Annotated in this window: 12 protein-coding genes; 5 read left to right on the forward strand and 7 right to left on the reverse strand. The window is 71.5% G+C overall.

The genetic code is table 11. The annotated features are described in order from the left end of the window. Window positions 1–36: 36 nt before the first annotated feature. A complete protein-coding gene (locus tag ACWDS7_RS03365) occupies window positions 37–1980 on the reverse strand; it encodes an endo-1,3-alpha-glucanase family glycosylhydrolase (RefSeq protein WP_451927917.1) in 1944 nt (647 codons plus the stop codon). A 401-nt stretch (window positions 1981–2381) separates the two neighbouring features. On the opposite strand from ACWDS7_RS03365, the gene bioB reads away from it, so the two are divergent. Both bioB and ACWDS7_RS03375 read left to right on the forward strand, forming a co-directional pair. Further along, complete coding sequence (gene bioB / locus ACWDS7_RS03370) at window positions 2382–3548, forward strand: biotin synthase BioB (RefSeq protein WP_451927918.1); 1167 nt, start codon at window positions 2382–2384, stop codon at window positions 3546–3548. After that, window positions 3541–4836, forward strand: coding sequence for an adenosylmethionine--8-amino-7-oxononanoate transaminase (locus ACWDS7_RS03375; protein WP_451927919.1), 1296 nt, complete (start codon window positions 3541–3543; stop codon window positions 4834–4836). Before bioB ends, ACWDS7_RS03375 begins: the two co-directional genes overlap by 8 nt. A 308-nt stretch (window positions 4837–5144) precedes the next feature. On the opposite strand, the gene ACWDS7_RS03380 is transcribed toward ACWDS7_RS03375, so the two are convergent. Next, complete coding sequence (locus ACWDS7_RS03380; protein ID WP_451927920.1) at window positions 5145–7262, reverse strand: hypothetical protein; 2118 nt, start codon at window positions 7260–7262, stop codon at window positions 5145–5147. A 155-nt stretch (window positions 7263–7417) separates the two neighbouring features. After that, the gene (locus ACWDS7_RS03385; RefSeq protein ID WP_451927921.1) at window positions 7418–9502 is read right to left on the reverse strand and encodes a DUF4132 domain-containing protein; all 2085 of its coding nucleotides are present in this window, start codon (window positions 9500–9502) and stop codon (window positions 7418–7420) included. Between the two features lie 575 nt (window positions 9503–10077). Here ACWDS7_RS03385 and ACWDS7_RS03390 point away from each other — a divergent pair. Continuing rightward, entirely contained in the window at window positions 10078–10545 is a 468-nt protein-coding gene (locus ACWDS7_RS03390) for a hypothetical protein (protein ID WP_451927922.1), read from the forward strand. Between the two features lie 162 nt (window positions 10546–10707). Here the strand turns inward: ACWDS7_RS03390 and ACWDS7_RS03395 are convergent, their stop codons facing one another. After that, window positions 10708–11181, reverse strand: a complete 474-nt coding sequence (locus ACWDS7_RS03395; protein WP_451927923.1) for a hypothetical protein — start codon at window positions 11179–11181, stop codon at window positions 10708–10710. 370 nt (window positions 11182–11551) lie between these two features. Between ACWDS7_RS03395 and ACWDS7_RS03400 the strand changes: the two genes are divergently transcribed. Next, window positions 11552–12607 carry an ArsR/SmtB family transcription factor gene (locus tag ACWDS7_RS03400; RefSeq protein WP_451927924.1) on the forward strand — a complete coding sequence of 352 codons (1056 nt, stop codon included), beginning with the start codon at window positions 11552–11554 and terminating at the stop codon, window positions 12605–12607. 66 nt (window positions 12608–12673) lie between these two features. Here the strand turns inward: ACWDS7_RS03400 and ACWDS7_RS03405 are convergent, their stop codons facing one another. After that, a complete protein-coding gene (locus tag ACWDS7_RS03405; protein ID WP_451927925.1) occupies window positions 12674–13882 on the reverse strand; it encodes an MFS transporter in 1209 nt (402 codons plus the stop codon). Further along, window positions 13879–14943, reverse strand: a complete 1065-nt coding sequence (locus ACWDS7_RS03410) for an alkene reductase (protein WP_451927926.1) — start codon at window positions 14941–14943, stop codon at window positions 13879–13881. Before ACWDS7_RS03410 ends, ACWDS7_RS03405 begins: the two co-directional genes overlap by 4 nt. 74 nt (window positions 14944–15017) lie before the next feature. Between ACWDS7_RS03410 and ACWDS7_RS03415 the strand changes: the two genes are divergently transcribed. Further along, window positions 15018–17663, forward strand: a complete 2646-nt coding sequence (locus ACWDS7_RS03415) for an AAA family ATPase (protein WP_451927927.1) — start codon at window positions 15018–15020, stop codon at window positions 17661–17663. A gap of 25 nt (window positions 17664–17688) precedes the next feature. On the opposite strand, the gene ACWDS7_RS03420 is transcribed toward ACWDS7_RS03415, so the two are convergent. Continuing rightward, window positions 17689–17874, reverse strand: coding sequence for a hypothetical protein (locus ACWDS7_RS03420; protein WP_451927928.1), 186 nt, complete (start codon window positions 17872–17874; stop codon window positions 17689–17691). Between the last annotated feature and the right edge of the window lie 71 nt (window positions 17875–17945).

Genomic DNA, 17945 nt, shown 5'->3' on the forward strand with positions numbered 1-17945 from the left:
CATCGCGCCCGCCCGGTCCGGGCGGGCGCGAAGGGCTCACTTACGGCCGCTGCTGACCGCGTTGTACTGCAGGTCCTGCACGGAGAAGCTGCTCTTGACCTCCCACGGCGACGCGACCGTCACCGCGCCCACGGACGCCTTGTTCAGTCCGTAGGCCAGGGGGAAGAGCTGTGCCTGGACCCCGGCCTTGGCGGCGTAGCTCTGCTCCTTGCCGCCCACGGACGCCTTCACCGTGGCCGCCTTGGTGAGGAACGACAGCACCTCCACCTTGTCGCGCGGCGTGGACGTGCCACCGCGCGGGTTCATGAACTTGGTCTGCGAACCCGACGTCGGCCTGGCCGCGACGTACTGCGAGCGGTGCGTCAGATAGAGCGTGTCACGCACGATCGCCGGGGCCTTGCCGGTCTTCAGCCAGGTCAGGTAGTAGGACGAGATGTCCAGATAGGCCGAGCCGTTGTGCACGGAGGGGACGAACTGGGTGCCCTCGGAGAAGTCGTTCCACGTGGTGAGCTGGATCCAGTCGGCGTCGCCCGAGATGGACCTCTCCCACGTCGTACGCAGGTTCTCGGTGTTGTTGGCCTCGTCGTAGATGCCCTGGTTGGGCCGCTCGTCCTGGACCGAGACCGGCTGCATCCAGATCTTGTTCAGGCTGTGCGCCTTGGAGATGTTGGACTCGATGCCGCCCTGCTGGGCCGGGCTGCGGTTGCCCCAGTTGGAGAAGCCGTAGCTGATCGGCGCGAAGGCCGAGGCGTTGGAGGAGAAGTTCAGGAAGACCGGGACCAGCGCGACGTTGATGCCGTGGGAGCTCTTCATGATGTTCATGAAGTCCTTCCACCAGGCGGCGCTCTGCTGCTCGGCCTTGAACGGCGAGATCACCAGGCGGTTGTCGCCCAGGCGGTGGACCGACTTGGACGCGGCCAGGCCGGCCATGGCCGAGGCGAGCGTGCCGGCGTCGGTCTTCAACGACGTCATGTCCGGCATCAGCACGATCTTGAAGCCGGGGTCGACCGCCTCCGCGGCCTTGATCAGGGTCTTGAGCCGGTCCCAGTGGGCGCTGGTGAGGGAGAGCACGTCCACGGTGAAGCCGTCCAGCCCGGCCTTGGCCGCGATCTGCACCTCCTTCTTCATGTCGGCCAGCTGCCAGTCGCCGGACAGCACCTCCCGGGGGAAGGGCCGGTCACGCAGCAGCCCGCCGTACGCCGCGTGCTTGCCACTCTCGCCGGCGGGGTTCAGGTAGTTCTTGGTGTAGTAGTCGTCGGCCCCGGCCTTGTTGTTCAGCGAGATCGGGTACGGCGTGAAGTAGTGCGCGAACACCTTGTGGGAGGACGCGCGCAGCGTCGAGGTCGACGGCAGCTCGAACGGCAGCGGACCGGCCGGGACCGTCGGGGCCGCCTTGCCGTACGTCACCGTGAGCTTGGGCCCCTCGCCGCCGGTGGCCTGCGAGGAGTGCAGCACGCTCTGGATGTTCGAGGGGGAGGTGATGGCGAACGAGTAGTCGCCGTTGCCGGTGAAAGCGGAAGACACCTCCAGCTTGACCGTCTGCCCGGCGGTCAGGCCCTTGGCGGTGGCCAGCACCGCGCCGGCGGCCGGCTGGTTGTTCCAGTTCAGGGTGGACTCAGACCATGCTCCGGTGACCGGACGCACCTCCAGGACGGTGTCGGTCGTCCTGACCGACTGCAGCTCCAGCGTCAGCTTGACGTCGGAGGCGTCCTCCGGCAGGTCCTTGAGGGTGAAACGGACGTAGGAGCGGCGCTCGGTGTCGGTCGCGCCGTCGGACGTGGCCGCGTTGGCCGAGAGCCAGGTATGGCTGCCATGCGGTTTCGTGGGGCCGGCCTGGCTGACGTAGGTGTCTTCGACCGCCTCGACGGTCACCGTCTGGCCGGTGGGGGCCGCCGCGGCGGGTGCGGTCACCGCCGCCAGATTGGTGGCGGTGGTCAGAGTCGCTATCAACAGCGCCATCGCACCTAAGCGGGATCGCATGGCGTCCTCCAGTAGTGACATGTTATGACATATCGACAAATCGCGATCATCATAGACAACGGAGGGCGTCCTTCATCCCGGTTCGCATATTCGAGGGACGGCGATGGCTCTGACCAGCCGATCTCCGCGAAAAGGGGTGGACGGGAGCCGGAGCCGTCGGGGGTCGGCGGCCGGACGGTTTCGGACATCGGCCATGACCGGAATCGGACCGATGCATGCCCGCGCCGCAGGCGGCACCCCGGACCACCGGGGCCACCCGGGCGCAGGCGCGGGCGCCCGTGGGCGGCCCGTCCCCGCGTGGCTCGGTCCGGGCCGCTGCAGGCCGTTCTACAACTTTCACTGAATGATCTTGTCCGGATCGGTGATTCGGTACCGCCGCGGCCTTGACGGAGGATCGAGGCATGGAACTGTTGACCACGCTGGTGGACAAGGGACTGCGCGGGCAGTCACCGACGCGACAGGAGGCACTGGCCGTACTGGCGACCTCCGACGACGAACTGCTCGACGTGGTGGCCGCGGCCGGGAAGGTGCGGCAGAAGTGGTTCGGCCGCCGGGTCAAGCTCAACTACCTCGTCAACCTGAAGTCGGGCCTGTGCCCTGAGGACTGCTCGTACTGCTCGCAGCGGCTGGGGTCGAAAGCCGAGATCCTCGCCTACAGCTGGCTCAAACCACACGAGGCCGCCGCCGCGGCCGAGGCGGGGACGGAGGGCGGCGCCAAGCGTGTGTGCCTGGTGGCCAGCGGACGCGGCCCCACCGACCGGGACGTCGAGCGGGTCGTCAGCACCATCGAGGCGATCAAGGAACGCAGTCCCGACGTGGAGATCTGCGCCTGCCTGGGCCTGCTGTCGGAACGGCAGGCCGCGCGGCTGCGCGAGGCCGGCGTCCACGCCTACAACCACAACCTCAACACCTCCGAGGGCGAGTACGGAAAAATCTGCACCACACACGGATTCGCCGACCGGGTGGACACGGTCCTGCGTTCACGTGGGGCGGGCATGTCGGCCTGCTCCGGCCTGATCGCCGGGATGGGGGAGAGCGACGCCGACCTGGTGGACGTGGTCCTCACGCTGCGGGAGCTCGATGTGGACTCGGTGCCGGTGAACTTCCTGATCCCCTTCCAGGGGACCCCGCTGTCGCAGACCTGGGAGCTCACCCCGCAGCGGTGCCTGCGGATCCTGGCGATGGTGCGATTCGTCTGCCCGGACGTGGAGGTCCGCCTCGCCGGGGGCAGGGAGATCCACCTGCGCGGCCTGCAGCCCCTGGCCCTGCACATCGTCAACTCGATCTTCCTCGGCGACTACCTGACCAGCGAGGGGCAGCCGGGCAGTGCCGACCTGGAGATGATCAAGGACGCGGGCTTCGTGGTGGAGGAGCCCGGATCCGCTACGCTGCCCGAGCACCGCGGCGCAGCCTCGTCCGCCCAGCCCGAGCGGCGCGGAGACGCGCCGGCCGCCGGGCCCGCCCAGCCCGAGAAGCACAAAGACGCGCCGGCCGCCGGGCCCGCACGTACCGACCTGGTGGCGCTGCGCCGCCGCGGCGCCGGTACCGACCTTGCGCCCAATGCCTGACCCGCGGCGGTCCCTGGAGCTGGACCGGGCCCACGTGTGGCATCCGTACGCGCCGATGCCGGGCCGCGAAGTCCCGCTGCTGGTGGAATCGGCCTCCGGAGTACGGTTGCGCCTGGCAGAACCGGTCGAGGGCCAGGTGGAGCTGGTGGACGCGATGTCCTCCTGGTGGGCCGCCATCCACGGGTACGGGCACCCCGTACTGGACGCCGCGGTGAGCGACCAGCTGAGCCGGATGAGCCACGTGATGTTCGGCGGGCTCACCCACGAGCCCGCGATCCGCCTCGCCACCCGCCTCGCCGAGATCACTCCGGAGCCGCTGGAGCACGTCTTCCTCGTCGACTCGGGATCGGTCGCGGTCGAGGTCGCGGTCAAGATGTGCCTGCAGTACTGGCGGTCGCTCGGCCACCCGGGCAAACAGCGCCTGCTGACCTGGCGTGGCGGCTATCACGGCGACACCTTCCAGCCGATGTCCGTGTGTGACCCCGAGGGGGGCATGCACTCCTTGTGGACCGGTGTGCTGCCGCGGCAGGTCTTCGCCGACGCCCCGCCCGCAGGCTTCGACGCCGGACCGGATCCCGCCTACACCGCGCACCTGGCCGGGCTGATCGAACGGCACGCGCACGAGGTGGCGGCCGTCATCGTCGAGCCGGTGGTACAGAACGCGGGCGGCATGCGCTTCCTGTCCCCCGGTTACCTGCGGGTGCTGCGCGAGCTGTGCGACGCGCACGGGGTCCTGCTCGTGTTCGACGAGATCGCCACCGGCTTCGGCAGGACCGGCGCGCTGTTCGCCGCGGACCACGCGGGTGTCACACCGGACGTGATGTGCGTGGGCAAGGCGCTCACCGGCGGCTATCTCAGCATGGCGGCCACCCTGTGCACGCCCCGGGTGGCGCACGGCATCGGCCGCGGCGACTTCCCTGTGCTCGCCCACGGCCCCACTTTCATGGGAAACCCGCTCGCCGCCGCCGTGGCGGTCGCCTCGCTCGACCTCCTGGCGGACGGGGCGTGGGAGGAGCAGGTCAAACGCATCGAGACGGGATTGCGGTCCGGGCTGGCCCGCGCGCGCGGGCTGGACGGGGTGCGCGATGTCCGCGTGCTCGGCGCCATCGGCGTCGTCCAGCTCGACCACGAGGTCGACAAGGTCGCCGCCACCCGCGCCGCCGTACAGCACGGCGTGTGGATACGCCCCTTCAGGGATCTCGTCTACACCATGCCGCCCTACGTCGTCGACGACGCCGACCTCGGCCGCATCACCACCGCGATCGTCGCGGCGGCCGCGGCCGGCTGACACCCCCGGAGCGACTCCTTCATGTACGTGCTGATCATCACCGGCACCGGCGGTGAGATCGGCAGGACCGTCGGCACCGCCGCAGTCGCGTCCCTGGCGGCCGCGGCGTTGCGGCAGCCGACCGGTCGTGAGGGAGGCTCGGGGGCTAGATATGCCAGTGGGCCCATGGGGCCCACCTGGAATCGAACCAGGTAAGAAGGAAGCCCTCGAATGGCCTCACGACCGGAACGCGAGGAGAGCGGGAAGACTAGATTCAAATGAGGAGTTTGAGAAGGAAGCCCTCCCATGGCCTCGCGGTCCCAACCGTATCAGGCAGGGATCAGCTCGTGCAGCGTTCCAGGCGTATACACCCGCGATCCCGGCGGGAGATCGGCCGGAGCCTCCAGTCCGATGTAAGTGGTGTGCTCAGCCGAAGAACCCTTCATGCGCAGCAGGTCGGCCAGATGGCGCACGCGCAGGTAGTCGCGTTCCACGATCGAGCGCACCAGCAGGGAGGTGGTGACCCGGTTGCCCTCCACCCGGTTGAAACCGGGATGCCCCTTCAAGTAGAGATGCAGCCATTTCACCCGCCAGGCGCCGTCGTCGCCGCGCAGGAAGACCAGGGGAAGGGCGATCCGGCCGGAGCCGCGCAGGTCGGACTTCATCCGTACGGTGCGTGGCTCGAACGGCCGGCCTCCCTGCCCGGCCTCTCTGGTCATGTAGCCGAAGAATGCCTCGGCGGCCTCGTCGAACCGCTCCCCGGCGTAGATGTTGACCTGGGGAATGATGATCGGCTGGGCCGCGTCGGCGAGACGGATGTCGATGAACTCCGACGCGCCATGGGGCGCCGGCGCCTCGGTGAGGTCGCCGGAGTATGCGGCGGAGCCGTTGGCGTAGTTCGTCCACGCGATGTGCGTCGGATTGTCGTAGGAGGCGTCGAGCATGAGCGCCGACAGGTCGTAGTCGGTGCGCCGCTCGGCCTGGCGCCAGTGGACGAAGAACCTGAGCGACTCGCCGTCGACCGCCGAGAGCGAGCCGCGGGGCAGCATGCCGAGCCCGGGGGAGACGGCCTTGCCCGACAGCGGCAGGGCGACGTCGAGCACGTCGGGATCGACGATCAGCTCGCCGGTGTCGGGCAGGCGGCGGATGATCTCCTCGTCCAGGATGGCCACCGCCCGCCGCAGGACCTTCTCCTCAAGCGGCGGGCGGGAGTCGGGCGCCGCCCATGCCCTGCCGTACCGGTTGGTGAAGACGCGGCCGGCGGCGGGGGCGAGCCGGTTGTGCAGGTGTTCGCGCAGAGACAGCAGGACGCGGCCGGAGGCGCCCGCCACGGCTTTCTCCGCGGCGTCCAGCACGGCCGGCGCGGACAGGCCGGTCCGCAGCAGGTGGTCCAGGCGGCGTAGCAGCGCGCCGGGCGCGTTCCCCAGCAGCTCGACGGCCTCAGCGGTACGGCCCGCTGACAGGGCGGCCTCGACGCGGCTGTCGAAGCCGGCGGTCCCGCGCGCGCCCCTGGCCACCTCGAAGACGCGGGCGGCACGCGGGAACTGCGGGTACTCGTGGGGATGCAGCCGCTCGCCGAGCCGCTTCCACTGCTCCCGGTGGCGCGGCACGTCGCCGAGCTTGGCCGGAGTGGCGACGGTGTCCAGGGCCTGCAGCAGGGCGCGGCGCTCGGCGCGGCGCAACGGGCGGAACCTGGTGGGGGTGGCCAGCGTGACGTCGCCGCCGGAGCAGCCGCAGGCGAGCCGGAGCACATCCGTCACCGTGTCGACGAGCAGTGGTCGGCCGGCGGCCAGCCGTATCTCGTTGACGACGGCGCGGTTCTCGCGCACGGGGACGCGCTCCGGTTGATCGGCGCAGAACGACGCCAGGGACCGCAGGGCCGCCAGGTCCTCGGCGGCCAGTGGCGTCTCGGAGCCCGCCAGTGAGAAGTAGAGCTCGCGCGCCTCGGCCTCCAGGCTCCCGCCGAGCTCCAGCACGGTTACGCGGTCGGCGGCCAGCGGGATCAGCTCGGCGTGCGCGGCCAGCAGGTCGGCGTAGGTGTGCCGGTAGCGGCCGTAGCCCGGCAGGGACAGCAGGTCGAGCGTCAGCGGCTGGAGGCGGGTGGCGGCGACCGGGTCGAGCAGGGTCTCACGTAGCAGGCCGGCCCAGAACTCCAGGGTGTCGGGCACGTTCTCGGGGAAGTCGATGAAGTAGGCGTTGTGCTGGACGTGGTCGCCCACCAGGCCGCGGACGGCGGCCAGGACCCGCACGCCGAGATCGACCACGCTCTCACCGCGCAGCCGCGTCAGGCGTTCGAGCAGGGCCGCCGAGCACGTGAAGCCGACGCTCAGCAGCGCGGCGTCGAGCTGGCGGGCGGCCACCTCGCCCCAGCCCGGCGCGGAGTCGACGGGGGCGTCGACGGGAACTCGTAGCCGTCGGGCGATGATGAGGCTTTCCAGACTGTCCACGAACGCACCTTATAGCCGGAACATGCCCGCACGCTGTGGGTTTTCCGGGCATGTGATCGCCGGCCGGTCCCGCCCACCGGCCGGTGACTCTTGGCCGGACCGGATCGCGTGACGGGCGACAGCACGCGACGGCGGAGGTGTCCTTCCCGCGTGGATCAGGCCCGGAGCTGGCGGGTGATGGAGGGATCGGTGATGGCGGTGTCGTCCGCCAGCAGGAAGGCCTTGCTGAGGATGAGCGCCAACCGGCCGTCCTCCTCGAACGGGAGGAACAGCCCGGCGTGGGGGTCGCGCGCGGAGACGATGCACAGGTAGGCGTCGTTGGGTTCCATCAGGATGTTCGCCGACCCCAGATGGATCTTGTAGGTGCGTATGTCGCCCCGCACCACCAGGAAACGGTCGGTCACGGTGCACCGGTCGGCGATGGCCGTCCGCCCGATCAGCCGGGACAGCGCGTCGCGGCGCACCTCGGCGGAGGGCGGCAGCGCCGCGAACGAGCCGGTCCGCCAGTAGTCCCGCAGCCGGTCCGGACCGTGGTCGGCCCACCGGGGATCGGCCGTGATCGAGGTGACGGCCACGAACAGGTCGACGTCCCGCATGGCCTCGCTGAACACCAGCGCCGGGACCTCCGTCAACGGCGCCTGGTGCCACCTGCCCTCGGACAGCCGGTGGAAGCGGACCTGGCCGGTGGCCGCGTGGCCCTCGTCGTACAGATCGTGGTCAAGTGTCGCCCGCCACCGTCCGCCCGCCATCACCCGCTGGGCCTCCCCCTCATGGCCGCCGTCCCACTGCCCCAGGAAGTCGGAGTGCCAGCCTCGCTGTTTGAACAGCGCGCGGAGCTTGCGGTAGTCCACCACGTGCCCGGCGAACCGGTTGGAGCAGGTCCCGGTCGCCTCCTCGGCGGGGGTGAGCAGATAGACCTCGCGGAAGGCCTGCTTGTACGGCTGGCGCAGCTCCTTGCCCTGCACCACCTCCCGCCAGGTGCGCACCTCCTCCAGGGACGCGCGGGCCGGATGCCACAGCCGCACCGGCACCTCCGGCACGGTCAGTCCCAGCTCGCTGCGCCACACGCCGGGCGAGACCTCGAACTCCCAGATCAGCCGATCGGTGACCGAGTGACCCTCCAACTGCCGGTACGGCGGAGCCGTCTCGCTGGTGTAGGCCGCTTCCAGTGCCCTGATCAGGGTGGCCTGCTGCTGCAGGGTCTGCTTGGCCAGCTCGCGCAGCCGCTTGACCTCCTCGGGGTGCTCCCGCCTGACCGCCGCCGGGACCGCCTTCAGCTTCTTGTCCCCGTGCCACCACGACAGCTCGGCCCCGCCGTCGGTCGAGATCACCGCCGTGTGCTCGCCGACGGCCTGCCGCACCCGCCCGTCGGGCAGCCGGAACGCCACCTCCAGCCGGTTGCCCAGGGCGGGCTCGATGCGCTTGAACATGCGGTCCAGCTGCTTGGGCACCCCGGCGTGCCGGGTGGCCCGGCGGGCGGCGCGCAGCGCGGAGATCGCCTCGGGAGTCGGGTGCTCCTCCACCGCGCGGGCGATCGCGAACAGCACTCCCTGGGAGGGCAGGGTCTTGGCCTGGGTGGGCGCCACCGCGATCCCGCGCAGCAGCCTGTCCAGCAGATCGGGCAGCCAGGGCTCGTCCCGCAGGAGCGCCAGCCGTACGGCCCGGCCGATGCTCGCCTTCTCCCCGTCGTCGAAGGCCTTCTCCGCCCTGTACGGGATCTCGCCGGCGTGGATCGCCGAGACCCGGGCCTCGGCCGCCTCCAGAGCCGCCCGGGTGAAGTCCAGGTAGCCGGGCTGGCCGCCGAGCCATTCGAGCACGCCCGATGGCGGCGGGACGGCAAGGTTCGACCGCTCCCGCATCGCCTCGACGAACAGCGCCCGCCGCTCCACGTCCCAGCCGAGCAGCACCTCCATCTCGGCGACCGCGATCGGCCCACGCCCCTCGGCGGACCGGGCGCCCACTTCGGCGTCCATGCCCGCCAGCCCCGCCGCCACCAGCACGGAGAAGGGATGGCCGCCCCGTCTCCGGTCCAGCAGCAGGAACTCGACCAGCTCGCGGGCCGACGCGGCCAGCCGCCGCTCGTCGACCGCGTACCGTGCCGGTGCCGAGCCGCCGTCGCGGGCCCCGACCGGCGCGCCCAGCCCGGTGCTCAGCTGGGAGAGGTCGGGCCAGTGCGTGGGGTCCTTCGCGGCCCCGGTGATCAGGTCGAGCAGGCGCTGCGCGAGGGGGGAGAGGTGCATGCCGGTGATTCCTGTCAGAGGTGGATCTGGCGGGTGATGGAAAACCGTATTTCCGGGAAATGTCAAGTGGTGCCGCAATCTATAGCAGCAGCGAATGACAGAACGTCGATGGACGGCGGGCACCAATGTCAGGCGGGGGCGTCGTCCGGCGTGGAGGATCCGCGCCCTTCCGGCCCGCCCGGGGAGACCGGCCCCGATCGGGACGTCCGGCCGCGGCCGGCGCCGGAGGCGGTACGGCCCGCGGTGCCGCGCCGGACGGTGGACGCCGAGCAGCCTCCAGGTCCCCACGGAAACCGGATCGGTTCAAGGACGAAAAACCCTCGCTGTCGGGAAGGGCTTTCATGCCTTCATCCGGCAAGGCCGACCATGTAAACGGAAAACCATCTGGTCGCCATGGGGACGGCCCCTGTCCGGGCGGTGAAACAGGCGGCCGTGTATCCGGTCGAATGTTACGCAGGGCGCTTAAATGGTGATTCCCCGTCCGTTCCCGTCGAACTCCAAGCCATCTGCAAGTCCCCTCCAAGAAGGCTGCGGAAATCTCGGTCGTGACCGATCGGACGAGAAAAGGGGAAACTGTGCTCGTGCGTTCCAAATCCGGCTCTCTTCTGCTGGCAGGCATTCTCGGGTCGCTGGCCTTTGCCGGCGCGACCCCTGCGAATGCCGCAACCGAAGCCGGAATCGGCCTTACCCTGAATGTCCGCGACGTGGACGAGGAGGGAACCTGGAGCAACGGCGACGAAGTCTTCATCAGTGTCGTACGCGATGGATCGACTCAGCGCTATGCCCCGACCGAAGGCACGATCGACGTCAACGAATCCGACGAGGGCCATCAGGTCGAAATCCCGTCGTCGAACCCCCTCAAGTTCCCGGTGGGCAGCAGAGTGACAATCCAGGTATGGGAGGACGACGTCTCCGGGGACGACCTCCTCGCCGAGGCCAGGGACGTCGTCGTCGAGTGCGACCGCCCGTTCAGCGGGGTAACCGAGATCACAAAGCGGAAGTATTACGATTACGCGTTCGACGGTAAGTTCACCTGCTGGTGAGCACGGCTGCCGACTTTCACCTCGTGATGTTCCACGGGCGGTGAGCGGGCCGGACCGCCGCGGCATCCCACTCCGGGGGCACGACCTCCCGATAAGGAACGCGACCTCCTGAAAGGAATAAGTGTGGCGTGAGGGGGCCGGAGGCACCCTCACGCCACACGGTCATCTGGTGACGCAGATGTTCGGCGTCACCTGGACGTAGGATCCGTTGCGGAGCTCCCAGAATCGGGCGCACCACCGGTCGCCCCAGCTGCCGGTCATGAACTGGTTCCAGCCGAAGCCCTGACCGGTGGAGAAATACGCGTTGCCGCTGTCGGCGATGTGCCCGTGCGGGCCGAAGAACTCCCAGTGCCCGTAGGGGGACGAGCCGTGCACGGTGGTGGTCATGCGGAACACGTCAGGGTCGAAGTAGTCCTCGAACGACACGCACAGTGTGAACCACACGCCCGGGCTGTTCTCCTGGCACTTGACGTACTCGACCATGGCAGCCTTGCCCGAGGCCTCCGTCGTCGCGGTCGCTGGCCTGGCGGGGGAGGCCAGCGCGGGGCCGGGTGTCGCCCACAGGCCGGTGAGCAACAGCAGGAACGCTGCGGCGGCTATCGTCAGCCGGCGACGGACGGTTGATGAATTACTCATGGACTCCTCTACTTCTCCCGACTGGGGATGTTGAGAGCGGCATGTCGCACCGCGGTGCGACAGCTCCGAGCAGGGGCGAAAAAGGTGGTGCGCGGCATCTCCACTTCTTCGGGACCACCGTCGCCAGGTCACCTGTTGAGCGCGAGCCGCCGGGCTCAGCGCATCCGGCGCGGCGTGGACCTGGATTTCGGGGCCGTCATGTCGGCTTGCTCTTCCTTTCGCTCCGGAAGGTCGGCCCGATCACTGTCGCAGGAAGAAACCACCCACCGCGAGCCTTGTAAGTCCTGGCTTAACCGTGCCGCTCAGCGCCCTGGGTGACCGCCCGGCGGCATGCTCTGACGGCGATGCCGACGCGTGTCTGGGGGAGCGGATGCACAGAATTCATTTCACCGCCGCGGACTTGGCGCGGGTGCGGGTGGCGCCGACGTTGGGGCCGATGGCCGAGACCTTGTTCAGCCTGACCACGCTGCGCGGGCGGGCGGAGGAGACGATGTTCGGTGCGTGGCGGCGTCGTGTGCGTGGTGGCCTTGACTCGCGGTCCTCGGTCCTGGCCGCCATCGCGCCCGCGCGGCTGCCGAGCTTCGACATGGCCTACCTCGCCGGGCCGGGCCGCGAGATGGCCGAGAGCGCCGAGAACTTCCTGGCCGGCACCCGGCGGGCCGTCCGGGCGGAGCTGGACTTCTACGCCGGCCACCACGGCCGGGTGCCGGCCGTGCTCGCCGGGCTCGTCGACACCCTCGCGGTCCGGCGGGAGGTGCTGTCCACGGTGGAGGCGTACCACCACTCCGCTGTCGGCCCACATTGGCGGCGCATCCGCGCACATCTCGACGCCGAGCGCGCCCGGCGCGGCACGATCCTGCTCGACCACGGTGTCGACGGTCTGCTGTCCAGCCTGCACCCGAACATCCGGTGGACGCCGCCGACCCTCCACGTCAATGCCGGCGACCAGTTCGACGACGACTTCACCCTTGACGGGCGGGGGCTGCTGTTGGTGTCGTCGTTCTTCCTGCGCACCCCGGGGGTGATGTACGACCCGACGGATCCCGCCGACTACATCCTGATCTACCCCGCCACGGTCGGCGTCGACCATGCCGCGGGCATCTGGACGGAAGGCACATCGACGCGGGCGCTGGCCAACCTCCTGGGACGCACCCGCGCGTCGGTGCTCACCGACATCGCCGAGGGGGTGGCCACCACCGGCGCCCTGGCCGGCCGCCTGGGCATCTCGTCGGCGGCGGTCAGCCAGCACACCGCCGTTCTACGTGAGGCAGGCCTGATCACGACGCGCAGGCATCACAGCAGCGTCCTGCACACCCTCACCCAGAACGGTCTGACCCTCCTCGACCAGCACCACACACCCCGCCCGAGCGGCTGGGAGGCCGTCCAACGGCAAGCACGTGACCAGCAGATCCGTCCCAGCCGCTAGCACCGCTCCCGGGATGTCACGCAGAGCGTCCTAGACGCCGGCCGTGCGGTCCCGGACGGAGGGCCGTCAACCGGCCGGCAGCGCCACGACGGCGGGGCCGAACGCCGTCCCCAGCAGGTAGCACAGGTTGAACAGGCCGATCGCGGCCGGCCTGTGCTCCTCGGGGGCCGCCGAGACGGCGCGGACCGCCAGCACTCCCTGGCCCGAGGCCGCCGCGATCGAGGCGGCGGCCTGGGCGAGCAGCAGGCCGGGCGCCCACGCGGTGCAGGCCGCGGTCAGGGCCGCCGCGACGCCGGTGACGGCCAGGGCCGCGATCATCAGGCGGGGCCGCACCCGGGCGGACGCCGCCACCACGGACCACGACAGCATGCCGCCGAACAGCAGCGGCCACACCATGGCCAGGCCGATCTGCGCGGACGACCAGGTCGTCAGCTGCGAAAGCCGGACCGGGAGCGCGTAGATCAACCCGAAGTTGCCGACGGCCAGGGCGGAGGCCAGCCCGGCGGCCCCCAGGAACCGGGGCGCGCGGACCAGGACGGCCGGGACGAAACCCGCCGGCCGGGCCCGCAGGCGCAGTCCGAGCGCCGCCGCCGCGGCGACCGCGCACAGTCCGGCGGCCACGGGCTGGTGCGGCACGGACACCAACGCGGTGACCAGCCCGGTCAGCACCACCACGCCGATCACGTCGAACCGGCCGGGGGACGGTGCGGACCGGATCGCCTGCCGTGACACCGTCTGCCGTGACACGGCGGGTACGGCCAGCACGGCCACGACCGGCAGGGCGAGCACGGCCCGCCAGGACAGCAGGTCGCTGATCAGCGACCCGGCCAGCGGGGAGACCGATCCGACCACGGCGAGCGAGGCCGTGGCCACGCCCATCCGGCGAGGGGAGTCGGCCAGCTGCATGGCGATCGCCGTCAGCCCCGCGGCGCCCAGCGCCTGCGCGGCACCGGCGAGCAGCAGGACGGGCAGGTCGGGGGCGAGGAGCACGAGGCCCGCCCCGGCCAGGGCGAGCAGGGCGCACACCGTCACCGTGGCACGCATGCCGCGGTGGCCGACCAGCCCTGACATCAGCGGCGTCCCCACCGCGATGCCCCACCCGAACACCGTCACCAGCCAGGCCGCCGATCCCGGCGGCCCCCCGAGGTCGCCGGCCACCTCGTCCAGGATGAGCGCCGGCCCCGCGATCCCGAACGACATCGGCCCGGCCAGCACCGCCAGTGAGAACGCGGACACCCCGGCATGCCGCGCCGTACCCGCGGCCGGAGCGCTCACCGGGCCTCCAGCGTCGGGTAGTCGGTGTAGCCGCGGTGGTCGCCGCCGTAGAAGGTGGCGGGGTCGGCCTCGTTGTAGGGGCCCCCGGCCCTGACGCGCTCGGGCAGGTCGGGATTTGCCAGCCACAGGGAGCCGAGGCTGACCGCGTCGCACAGGCCCGCGCGGAGCGCCTCCACCGCCGAGCCGAGCTTCCCCTCGGCGGTGCCGTGCGGGTTGAGGATCAGCGTGCCCGGCCACGCGGCCCGGACCAGCTTGGTGATCTCCCGGTCGAACTCCATGATGTGCACGTACGCCGGTCTGAACGGCGCCAGTGCGCGCATCAGGGCCGGATACACCTCGGCCGGGTCATGTTCCCGGATGCCGTTGTTGGGGTTGGCCGGGGAGATGCGGATGCCGACCCGCTCCGGCCCGATCGCCTCGGTGACCGCCGTGGCGACCTCGACCGCGAAGCGGATCCGGTTCTCCACCGGACCGCCGTAGGCGTCGGAGCGGACGTTGGCGCTGCCGCACAGGAACTGATGGAGCAGGTAGCCGTTCGCGGCGTGCAGCTCCACCCCGTCGAATCCGGCCGCCGTCGCGTTCCTCGCGGCGGCGACGAAGTCCGCGACCGTCGAGGCGATGTCCGCCGGCGTCATCGCGCGTGGAGTGGGGTGGTCGAGCATGCCCTCGGCGGTGAAGATCTGCCCGCCGGAGGCGACCGCCGAAGGGGCCACGGGCAGGGCCCCGTCCGGGTAGAGACAGGGGTGGCCGATCCTGCCGGAGTGCATGAGCTGCGCGAAGATCCGGCCGTCCCGGCCGTGGACGGCATCGGTGACCCGGCGCCACGCCTCCACCTGCTCCGGCGAGTGCAGCCCCGGGGTGTCGATGTATCCCTGGCCGATCACCGAGGGCTGGGTGCCCTCGGTGATGATCAGACCGGCGGCGGCCCGCTGCGCGTAATACTCGGCCGTCAGACCGGTCACCAGCCCGCCGCTCGCCCGGCTGCGCGTCATCGGCGCCATCACCAGACGGTTGGGGAGGGTCAGCTTGCCTACGCTGACCTGCTCAAATAGCTCGTTCATGGAGATGAAGGTATGAGCGATGACGTGCACGGCGAATCAGTAGGATTTACTGTTTCCGGGTACTTGGAGGTTGCGTGCTGTACGGGCGGTCCACTGAGCAGACGGAGCTCGAAACCCTGGTCGCCGCAGCGCGGGAGGGGCGCAGCGGCGCCCTCGTGGTGCGTGGCGAGGCGGGCATCGGCAAGACCGCGCTGCTGGAGTGGACGGCCCGGACGGCGGCCGGGCACGGGATGCGGGCGGTGCGGGTAACCGGCATCGAGCCCGAGGCCGACCTGGCGTTCGGCGGGCTGACACAGCTGCTGTGGCCGCTGCGGGACCATCTCGACGCACTGCCGGGACCGCAGGCCGCCGTGCTGAAGGCCGTGCTCGGGGCCGAGCCGGCAGCCGGACGGGACCGCTTCCTCACCGGGCTCGCCGTACTCACGCTCCTGGCCGACCTGGCGGAGGACGTCCCGGTGCTCTGCCTGGTCGACGACGCTCAGTGGCTCGACCAGGCCAGCGCGGAGCCCCTGCTGTTCGCCGCCCGGCGGCTCGCGGCCGAAGGGGTGGCGATGGTGTTCGCCACCCGGGAGGACGGCTTCGCCGCGCCCGGGCTGAGCGAGCTGCGGCCGTCCCGGCTGGACAGCCAGGACGCGGCCCGCCTGCTGGCCGAGCACGAGGTGGCGCCGGTCCTGCGGGAGGAGGTCATCGCCGAGTCCGCAGGCAACCCCCTGGCGCTGATCGAGTTCGCCGCGGGGCAGCGCGGCCGACCGGCCGGGCCGCTGCACTCGCAGATCGCCGACCGGGTGCTGGCGTCGTTCCGGACCCAGATCGGGCGGCTGCCCGAGCGGACCCGGCTGATGATGCTGATGGCGGCCGCCGAGGGGAGAGGTGACCTGGCGCTGTTGCTGCGGGCGGCGCACCTGATGGGCGTCGGTCTCGACGACCTTGAGGAGGCGGAACGGGCCGGGCTGATCCAGGTGACCGGATCGGCCGTCGTCTTCCGGCATCCGCTGATCGCCACCGCCGCCTACCAGGGGGCCGCGCTGGCCCGGCGTGTCGCCGTGCACCGCGCTCTCGTCGAGATGGCCGAGAGCCCGGACTGCCGCGCGCACCACCTGGCCGCCGCGACGATGGAGCCCGACGCGGGCGTCGCCCTCGAACTCGCGGCCGCGGCCGAGCGGGCCGGTGCCCGCACCGCCTACGCGGCCGCCGCCCGCCTGTACGGACAGGCCGCCCGGCTCGCCACCGCCGGGCAGGACCAGGTCGGCTGGCTCGCCCGAGCGGCGGCCGCGGCCCTGTCAGGCGGCCACCCCGGCCAGGCCGCCGAACTGGCCGCAAGGGCCGAAGAGCTCGCCGCCGAGGAGTCCGCCCAGCCGGGCCGTCCTTCCGGAGGGGAGCGCCGCGACGTCGTGGCGGAGCTGACCTCGGTGCGCGCGGCCGCGATGTTCGAGCTCGGCGAGGAGGAGAAGGCCGTCGGCCTGCTCCTGGAGCGCGCCGATCGAGTGGCTCCGCACCAGGGCGCCGCCATGCTCCGCACCGGTGTGACCTACGCCTGGTTCACCGGCGACGAGACCTCCGTGCGCGCCGCCTCCCGGAAGCTGGCGGCCCTCGGCCACTCCGACCGGATGGCCGAGGGGCTGGCCCACCTCATGCGCGCCGACTACGCCCGCGGCCTCCCGCTGCTGGTGGACTCCCTGGCCCGGACTCCCGGCACCGAGCGCGCCCTGTTCACCGCGATGATCATAGGTGACGACGCCTCGGCCATGGCGCTGGCCGCCGCCGAGGTGGCCCGCTGCCGCGAACAGGGCCTCATCGGCGCCCTGCCCCAGGCGCTGCAGGTCCTGGCCCAGACACAGCTCTGGGCCGGCCTGCACCGCGAGGCCGAGGCCGCCGTGGCCGAGGCCGTCGGGATCGCCTGCGACGCCGGCCTGCAGCAGCGCATCGCCTGGCTCAACGGCGTCCCCGCCCGGATCGCCGCGATCGAGGGCGACGAGTCCCGCTGCCGCCGCCTGGCCGACGCGACCCCCCACCTCTACCGGCCGACCGGCGACGCCGTCCTGGCCCTGCTGGAGCTGTCCATGGGCGACCACGAGTCGGCCCTGAACCGCCTGGAGACCGCCTGGTCCAGCCCGGGCCGCAACGCCGCGGTACTCCTGCCCTCCGCCCCCGACCAGATCGAGGCGGCGGTACGGCTGGCCCAGCCGCACCGCGCCGAGGAACCGCTGCGTCGCCTCCAGGCCTGGGCCCGGGCCTCCGCGCAACCGTGGGCCCAGGCCGTCGCCCTGCGCTGCCAGGCCCTCACCGGCGACGACGAGACCTCCTTCCAGGAGGCACTCGCCCTCCACGAGCAGGGCGGCCGCCCCTTCGAGCAGGCACGCACCCAGCTCCTCTACGGCGAATGGCTCCGCCGCGCCCGCCGCCCCGGCGACGCCCGCGCTCCCCTGCACGCGGCCATGGAGACCTTCGCCCACCTGGAGGCCGCCCCCTGGACCGCCCGCGCCCGGTCCGAGCTCCACGCGACCGGTGGATCCCCCAGGGCCGTCAACCCCGCCCCGGCCACCCCGCTCACCCCGCAGGAACTCCACGTGGCACGGCTGGCCGCGGCCGGCCACAGCAGCCGGGAGATCGCCGCCCAGCTCTTCCTGAGCCCCCGTACGGTCGAATACCACCTGTACAAGGCCTATCCGAAGCTGGGTGTCACCTCCCGCCGCGAACTCAGCCGCCTCAACCTCACCTGACCGCGCCCGCCCGGACGGCGCGCCGTCAGGAGCCGGAGAGCGTGCCCTCCGCGGGGTCGAGCGGCTGCGCCGCCGCGTCCGACCGGCCGCCGGCCCCCACCCGCCGGAGCGCGGTGACCGCGATGAGCGCGGTGCCGGCCGCGAACACCGCGCACACGACGCCGACCGTGTTCAGCCCGCCGGTGCAGGCGTCCCTGGCGGCGGCCGGCAACTGACCGCCGGTACCGGCGGGGAGCCCGCCGGCGGCTGAGCGTCCGCGTCGCCGTGGCCACCGGCGGGGGC

The sequence above is a fragment of the Streptosporangium sp. NPDC003464 genome, assembly GCF_053588315.1.

What these genes read in the sequence shown, in the direction of transcription:
- ACWDS7_RS03375 (WP_451927919.1), top strand. Translation starts at nt 3,541, where the DNA reads ATGCCTGACCCGCGGCGGTCCCTGGAGCTGGACCGGGCCCACGTGTGG.
- ACWDS7_RS03385 (WP_451927921.1), bottom strand. Translation starts at nt 9,502, where the DNA reads ATGCACCTCTCCCCCCTCGCGCAGCGCCTGCTCGACCTGATCACCGGG.
- ACWDS7_RS03400 (WP_451927924.1), top strand. Translation starts at nt 11,552, where the DNA reads ATGCACAGAATTCATTTCACCGCCGCGGACTTGGCGCGGGTGCGGGTG.
- ACWDS7_RS03395 (WP_451927923.1), bottom strand. Translation starts at nt 11,181, where the DNA reads ATGAGTAATTCATCAACCGTCCGTCGCCGGCTGACGATAGCCGCCGCA.
- bioB (WP_451927918.1), top strand. Translation starts at nt 2,382, where the DNA reads ATGGAACTGTTGACCACGCTGGTGGACAAGGGACTGCGCGGGCAGTCA.
- ACWDS7_RS03410 (WP_451927926.1), bottom strand. Translation starts at nt 14,943, where the DNA reads ATGAACGAGCTATTTGAGCAGGTCAGCGTAGGCAAGCTGACCCTCCCC.
- ACWDS7_RS03365 (WP_451927917.1), bottom strand. Translation starts at nt 1,980, where the DNA reads ATGCGATCCCGCTTAGGTGCGATGGCGCTGTTGATAGCGACTCTGACC.